Origin of the sequence: Myxococcus sp. CA023, from assembly GCF_010998615.1 — a bacterium.
GTDB lineage: Bacteria > Myxococcota > Myxococcia > Myxococcales > Myxococcaceae > Myxococcus.
This window is the reverse complement of sequence record NZ_JAAEAH010000063.1, coordinates 50,275-56,513: the sequence shown is the minus strand read 5'-3', so window position 1 is coordinate 56,513 and position 6,239 is coordinate 50,275. Positions and strand designations below refer to the sequence as shown.

Here is a 6,239-nt window from a genome sequence, read left to right as displayed (position 1 = left end):
CTCGCTGGACAAGGCCATCACGCAAGGCCCCCCACGTCCACCCCCGGCGCGCGCCCCGACTCCGTCCCAGTGAGGTGCTCGCGCAGGGGGCCTTGCGTGATGGCCTTGTCCAGCGAGTCCACCTCGAAGCCACTGGTGAGGCTCTCCCGGCCCACCTGCGGACGGAACAGCCCCACGCTCAGCCAGGCGCGCTGGGGCAGCACTGTGAAGGTGACGCTGGCCTCGTGGAGGGCCAGCGGCGGCCCCTTGAGCGGACCGGGCAGGAGGACGAGCCGATCGAACGACACCTCCAGTCCGCCCCGCACCCACGGCGACCCGGCCAGGTGGAGCCCCACCCGCCCACGTCGCAGGCTCACGGCGGCGGCGCCCGGGGCGCTCAGCCCCTGGTCGATTCGGACCTGGAGCGACTCCCTGATTTCCAGCCGCGGCCCCTCCTCCACCACCTCCTCGGCCCGGCCCGGCCGAGCCATGCCGGCCAGGGCCAGCAAGCAGAGGGACAGCACGGTCCGCGTCCTGCGCGTCGCGCGCTCCATGGGGCCACGACTCGCTAGTAGCGGATGACCTGGTAGCCCTCGGCCACCAGGCGCGACAGCTCCGCCACACCGTCTTCCACCACGTCGGCCTGGGGCTGGAGCTTCTTCGGATCGATGTCAAACTTCCGCAGCGCGGTGCCGCACGCCACCAGCCGCACGCCAGCGGCCTTCGCCGCCTGGGCCGCCTCGCGGACCTCCGCCGGCACGGCCTTCACCGTCGGGTCCAGCGCCACCACCGCGCGGCCGTAGGTGAGCCACACCACGTCCGAGAGGTAGCCCGACTCCTTGGCGTTCTTCACGTGTCGGAGGGAGCTGGAGAGGGTGCCGATGTCCTCCAGGCCCGTGTTAGCCACGAAGACGAGCTTGCCCTGGCGAGCGGGCACCTCCTTCTTCGCGGGCTGGGACGGCGACGCGGCGAGCGTGGCCAGGGGAGCGGTGACGAGCGCGATGACGAGCAACGGCAGGAAGCGATTCATCTGGACGGACTCCGAAGCGGTTCGAGGACGACTGATTCGAGGACTACTGGATGGACAGCACATGGATGAGCCCCCAGGCGGACAGCGTCAGGGCGGCGAAGCCAACGAGGCCCGCGTAGACGACCCGCATGCCCGCGCGGCGGACCATGCTCAGGTGGGTGCCAAGCCCCATGGCCGCCATGGCCATCACCATGAGGAAGACGCTGGCGGTGGAGAGCCACGCCTTGGCGGCGGCGGGCACCACGCCCACCGTGCCCAGCACGCCCACCGCGAGGAAGCCGATGACGAACCACGGGATGGGCGGCTCCTTCAGCGAGTAGCGCACCTGCCCGCCCGCGCCGGAGACCAGCCCCAGCACCACGAGCGCGGGGGCCAGCAGCACGACGCGCGTGAGCTTGACCAGCGTGCCCAGATCCCCGGCGGAGGTGCCCCAGGTGAAGGCCGCGGCCATGACCTGCGCCACCTCATGCAACGTGGCGCCCGACAGGATGGCGAGCTGCGCGGTGCTCAGCCCCAGCAGCGGCCCCACGAAGACGAAGAAGAGGACGCCCACCGTGCCCAGGATTCCACACAGCCCCACCGCCAGCGTGGTGTCCTCTTCCTCCGCGCGGGTGACGGAGCTGGCGGCCACCACCGCGCTGGCGCCACAAATGGAAGTCCCCACCGCCAGCAGCGTGCCCAGCTTCTCCGGCACGCCGAAGCGCTTCGTCACCCAGCGGATGCCCAGAATGCCGCCGACGATGACGGCCAGGGCCAGCAGCAGCACGCGTGGGCCCACCTTCGCCACCAGCCCGAAGTCGAGCCGCGCGCCCATCAGCACGATGCCCAACCGCAGCACCGTGCGCGCCGAGTAGCGCGTGCCCTCCATCAGGCCGGGGGCCAGCCCCAGGGCCGTGCGCAGTGAGATGCCAATCAGCAGGGCCACCGTGAGGGGCCCCACCACCTTGAGGCCGGGGAGCGTGGCCAGCCCGTAGCTGACCACCGCCAGTCCAGCGGCGAGCCCGAGCCCCGGCAGCCGCCGGCGCCAGGGGCCTCCAGGCGGAGGCGGGGCGGAAGTCGAGTCGGAAGCGGCGAGAGGTGCGGTCATTTCGGGGGGGCGGTGGGAGGAAGTCGCGCTCACGGTTGGACCTGCTGGGTGCGGAGCACGGCCGGCAGGTCCTCGCCCACCGCGCGGCCCTCCAGCGACTCGCGCAGTCGCGGCTTGCCGGCGAGGAAGCGGCGCACCGCCTCGTGCGCGTCCACGTCGAGCACTTGCGGATCCTGGACGCCGGGGATGCGGCAGAGCATGTCCGGCGAGTCCCCTTCCCGCTCGCAGGCCGTCACGGTGTAGAGGCGCTCATCCACCACCGGCTCGCCAGCGACCTCCAGGGCGAGGAGGCGCTGCCCCTTGGGGGCATCCGAGCGGAAGCGCACCGTCATCCCCGAGGGGCGCGGCAGCCACCCGCCGAAGCGCTTCTCCGGGTCCTTCGCGAAAACGTTCTCCAGCTCCTGCTCCCAGAAGGCGCGAAGCTGACGGCCACTCACCTTGCCCGTCTTCAGCTTGTTGGTGATGGGAAAGAAGTTCCACAGGTCGGCCTCACGCACGGGCCCGGGCAGCAGCGGCGTGCCGAAACGAAACCCATTGGAGAGGCCAATCTCCGTCCCGCCGACGGCGCGGATGGCGTCAGCCAGCACGTTGTCCAGCGGGTTCTCCACCACCGCGTAGCGTGCGAGCGTCACGTCGGTGTGCCCCACCGGCGAGGACAGCTTCTCATCATAAGGCGCGAGCGCGGCGTCCACGAGCCGCGCAACCTTCGGGTCCTCGGGGAAGCGCGACGCGGTCAGCTCGATGAGTTCCCAGCGGCGGTCCACCACCTTCCCGTCCTCCAGCCACAAGTCCATCCGGCCGAGGAAGGAGCCAAAGGCGCCGGGCTCCACCACCCAGCTCCCCGCCTGCTCGATGGGCTCATAGGTGCGCTCGTGCGTGTCACTGGAGAGGTGGGCGTCCACACCGGGCACCCTGGCGGCCAGCCCCACGGCCTTGGCGAGCCCCACGTGCGTCATCAGGAGCACCACCTGTGCGCCCTGGCGCTCACGCACCTCGCGCACCAGCTCCGGCAGCGCCTCCGGGCCGTCATAGCGCAGCCCCTGGCTGTACCCCGGGGGCTGACGGCGCGGGACGTCCGGGTCCGTGAAGCCCACCACGGCCACCTTCACCCCGCCCACCTCCTTCACCAGGTACGGCGGGAAGAGCCGCTCGCCGCTGGCCGCATCGCGCAGGTTGGCAGCGAAGAGCGGATGCTTCAGCTCACGGGCGCGCTGGCGCAGCACCGCGGGGCCGTACACCACTTCCCAGTTGCCGGGCACCGCGCCGTCCAGCCCGAGCGCGTTGAGCGGTTCGATGAGGGCCCCGCCCTCGCTGAGTGCCGCCGCGCCCGAGCCTTGAATCGTGTCACCGGCGTCGAGCACCAGCACGTTCCCACCGCGCTCGGCCCGAATCTGTTGGATGGCGGTGGCGACGCGAGCGAAGCCGCCCGCCATCTCGATGCGCTCCTTCCCGTCGCGCCAGAAGAGCTCCGGGTGGGCGCGCATTTGCGCATGCAGGTCCGCCACGTAGAGGACGGTGAGCTGCTGGCGCTGGGACGTGGGAGCGCTGGCGGTGACCGGGGGCCGGGATGAAGCACAGCCGGAGGCCAGGACGACCAGCGCGCCGAGCGCGGACAGGAGACGGGACATCGTGGAGCACCTTGCGAGGGGTGAAAGGAGACAGCGGAGGAGACACGAGGTGCGCCGCGTGGAGTTCCCGGACGGCGGCGCGCCTTGAGCGCCTCGCGCGTCACGGCCACGTCGACATGGGGCCGAGATTGAAGACGTCCTGGAACCCCTGCTCCTTCAACAGGCGCTCGGCACGGCCGCTGCGCGCGCCACTGCGGCAGTAGACGACCAGGGGCGTCTGTGGCGCGCCAAGCTCTCCGAACCGCCGTGCCAGTTCATCCACCGGGATGTTCACCGCGCCTGGCAGGTGACCGGAGGCGAACTCCTCGGGCGTGCGGACATCCACCAGCGTGGCGCCCGCCTCCACCCTGCGGCGGGCCTCGGCCCCCGCCGCGGCGTCACCTGGACGCGGGCGCGAACAGGCGGCGAAGAAGAGACCCATGAACACGGCGGCGACGACGAAAATAACCTTCATGGCGCGGCTCCAAGCGACACCGGCGGCTGCTGGCCGCCGGGAAGTGCGTACAGCCTGGTGAGAGCCGTGGCGACGACTAAAGGATTCAGCGTCCTCCCCGCCCGGCAGCCCGGCCGCGACAGGGACACACAGACGCGCGGACTCCCGCCTCCCCCAACGGCCCGCGGGGACGGTCCGGCCGCCGCTTCCGGCATGGCCCCGCCCCAGCCGCCTCAGGGAGAGAGGCGGGCCAGCGCGGCCAGGAGCACCGCGGGCTCCAGTTCGGAGACGGCCAGCGCGGCCCGCTCGCCCCCACTGGGCAGCACGCAGATGCGCTCTCCCACGGGCCCTTGCGTGCACCGAGGCCCGTCACCAGCGAAGCGGGCCGCCTCCTGCGCCGCCGCCGAGCCCGGCAGGGGAAGGAAGAGCGTCATCGCCTTGCCCTCCTCGTGCCGGTACAGCAACGAGGCGGAGAGCTTTCCATGCAACCGGCAGCGACGGGCACCCAGCAGCGTCGCGCCTGGCACCACCGGCACATCCACCGGATAGCCCACCTCCCGCTCCACCCACGCCTTCACCTCGGCCGGGTCCGAGGACTCGAACTCACAGGGGTCGACCCGGGAGAAGGCCTTGAGGTGGTGCCGCTCGAGGTCCATCGCCAGCGCCTCGTTCATGCCACTGGGCCATGACGTCCAGAGGACCCCCACCGACGCGAGCACCGCGGCCAGGCCCGCCGCCAACCTCCGCCTGGGGAAGAACGGCCGGGGACGCGGCGCCAGCCGCGTGACACGCTCCGCCAGTTCGGGCGGCACTCGCGGCTCCGCGGCGCCCTCCGCCCTCAGCGCCTGCCGCAGCGACGCATAGCGGGCAGCCTCCCGGGCACAGCCCGCGCATCGGGACAGGTGGTGCGCCACCGCCTGCTGCTCATGCGCCTGGACCTCACCGTCAAACCACGCGGAGAGACGCTCCTGCCACTGGGGGCTACAGGCTTCCATGGACCTTCTCCTTCTCGAGGAAGTCGAGCATCGCAAGCCGCGCCCTCGCCAGCCGCGAGCGCACGGTGCCCACCGGGCAGCCCTGCACCTGAGCAATCTCCTCGTAGCTCAGCTCCTCGACTTCCCGCAGCCACAACGTGTCGCGCCACTCCGGCGCCAGGGAATCGAGCGCCGCCTTCATCTCCGCACTCAAGGTGCGGGCGTGCAGCTCCGCCTCCAGGTCCGCGGATGGCTCCGGAGGAAGCGCCCGGCCCAGCCCGCCCTCCAGCACCTCCAGGTGAGGCCGCAGCCCCCGGCGAGAGTTGAGGTACACGGTGCGCTGTACGGCGAGCAGCCAGGCCTTGAGGCGCTCTGTCTCTCTCAGCGCGCCGCGCTGCTCCAGGGCGCGCGCCAGCGTCTCCTGTACCAGGTCATCCGCCTCCGCGGCGCTGCCCGTCAGCCGACGCCCCACCCGTCTCAAGACGGGCAGGTGCTCCAGGGCACGTTCGATGAAGGCGCGGGCGCTCACGGGCATGAGGACACGGTGGGGCGGGTGAAAGGTTCCCGGAAAAGGACGAGGGCGATCGAGAAGGAGGAGCGCCCTCGCCTTCCGCGTGGCGGACGCGGGGCTATGGAGCGGGCGTGGCACCCACGTGCGGAGCCCCTGGACGCGATGCATCCGCGCCCACGCCGCTCCGCGCCTGCAGCACCTGCGCGAGGTAGAAGCCCGCGAACATGGCGGGCACGAAGATGAGCAACGGGAAGGCCCCGGTCGCCAGCGAGGTGAGCGCGGGACCGGGGCAGTAGCCGCCCAGCCCCCAGCCCACGCCGAAGAGGGCCGAGCCCACGAGGAGCTTCGCGTCCGGCTTGCTGGCGGCGAACGAGGGGAACCTGGCGGCGAACAGGGGCTGCGCGCGCTGGTGGATGAGGGGCCGCAACGCCGCGTGAACGGCGATGGCGCCACCCATCACGAACGCGAGCCGGTAGTCCCAGTCTCCCGCGATGTCGAGGAAGCCGAGGACGTTGGCCGGGTCCGTCATGCCGGCGAGGCCCAAGCCAATGGCGAAGATGAGGCCGCTGAGGAACGCACTGAGGGAGGGACGCATGG

Annotated in this window: 8 protein-coding genes; all 8 read right to left on the bottom strand. The window is 71.7% G+C overall.

Translation table 11 applies throughout. The features are described from left to right. Positions 1 to 17: 17 nt before the first annotated feature. The 8 genes from F8M74_RS25920 to F8M74_RS25885 all read right to left on the bottom strand — a co-directional run bounded on the left by F8M74_RS25920 (position 18) and on the right by F8M74_RS25885 (position 6,237). Complete coding sequence (locus F8M74_RS25920) at positions 18 to 533, bottom strand: hypothetical protein (protein WP_240462306.1); 516 nt, start codon at positions 531 to 533, stop codon at positions 18 to 20. 14 nt (positions 534 to 547) lie between these two features. Next, positions 548 to 1,009, bottom strand: coding sequence for a DsrE family protein (locus F8M74_RS25915; RefSeq protein WP_228560312.1), 462 nt, complete (start codon positions 1,007 to 1,009; stop codon positions 548 to 550). A 43-nt stretch (positions 1,010 to 1,052) separates the two neighbouring features. Further along, positions 1,053 to 2,129 (bottom strand): YeiH family protein, encoded by a 1,077-nt coding sequence (locus tag F8M74_RS25910; RefSeq protein ID WP_228565755.1) that lies wholly within the window; start codon positions 2,127 to 2,129, stop codon positions 1,053 to 1,055. After that, positions 2,126 to 3,724, bottom strand: coding sequence for a bifunctional UDP-sugar hydrolase/5'-nucleotidase (locus F8M74_RS25905; RefSeq protein ID WP_141258145.1), 1,599 nt, complete (start codon positions 3,722 to 3,724; stop codon positions 2,126 to 2,128). The genes F8M74_RS25910 and F8M74_RS25905 overlap by 4 nt, the downstream gene beginning before the upstream one ends. A 100-nt stretch (positions 3,725 to 3,824) precedes the next feature. Next, a complete protein-coding gene (locus tag F8M74_RS25900) occupies positions 3,825 to 4,178 on the bottom strand; it encodes a rhodanese-like domain-containing protein (protein WP_141258144.1) in 354 nt (117 codons plus the stop codon). Between the two features lie 212 nt (positions 4,179 to 4,390). After that, positions 4,391 to 5,152, bottom strand: coding sequence for an anti-sigma factor (locus F8M74_RS25895; RefSeq protein ID WP_141258143.1), 762 nt, complete (start codon positions 5,150 to 5,152; stop codon positions 4,391 to 4,393). Then, on the bottom strand, positions 5,139 to 5,666 hold the full coding sequence (locus F8M74_RS25890) for an RNA polymerase sigma factor (protein WP_141258142.1): 528 nt from the start codon (positions 5,664 to 5,666) through the stop codon (positions 5,139 to 5,141). The genes F8M74_RS25895 and F8M74_RS25890 overlap by 14 nt, the downstream gene beginning before the upstream one ends. Positions 5,667 to 5,760: 94 nt before the next feature. Then, complete coding sequence (locus tag F8M74_RS25885) at positions 5,761 to 6,237, bottom strand: DUF6691 family protein (RefSeq protein ID WP_141258141.1); 477 nt, start codon at positions 6,235 to 6,237, stop codon at positions 5,761 to 5,763. Positions 6,238 to 6,239 lie beyond the last annotated feature (2 nt).

What these genes read in the sequence shown, in the direction of transcription:
- F8M74_RS25920 (WP_240462306.1), bottom strand. Translation starts at nt 533, where the DNA reads ATGGAGCGCGCGACGCGCAGGACGCGGACCGTGCTGTCCCTCTGCTTG.
- F8M74_RS25915 (WP_228560312.1), bottom strand. Translation starts at nt 1,009, where the DNA reads ATGAATCGCTTCCTGCCGTTGCTCGTCATCGCGCTCGTCACCGCTCCC.
- F8M74_RS25905 (WP_141258145.1), bottom strand. Translation starts at nt 3,724, where the DNA reads ATGTCCCGTCTCCTGTCCGCGCTCGGCGCGCTGGTCGTCCTGGCCTCC.
- F8M74_RS25900 (WP_141258144.1), bottom strand. Translation starts at nt 4,178, where the DNA reads ATGAAGGTTATTTTCGTCGTCGCCGCCGTGTTCATGGGTCTCTTCTTC.
- F8M74_RS25895 (WP_141258143.1), bottom strand. Translation starts at nt 5,152, where the DNA reads ATGGAAGCCTGTAGCCCCCAGTGGCAGGAGCGTCTCTCCGCGTGGTTT.
- F8M74_RS25890 (WP_141258142.1), bottom strand. Translation starts at nt 5,666, where the DNA reads ATGCCCGTGAGCGCCCGCGCCTTCATCGAACGTGCCCTGGAGCACCTG.
- F8M74_RS25885 (WP_141258141.1), bottom strand. Translation starts at nt 6,237, where the DNA reads ATGCGTCCCTCCCTCAGTGCGTTCCTCAGCGGCCTCATCTTCGCCATT.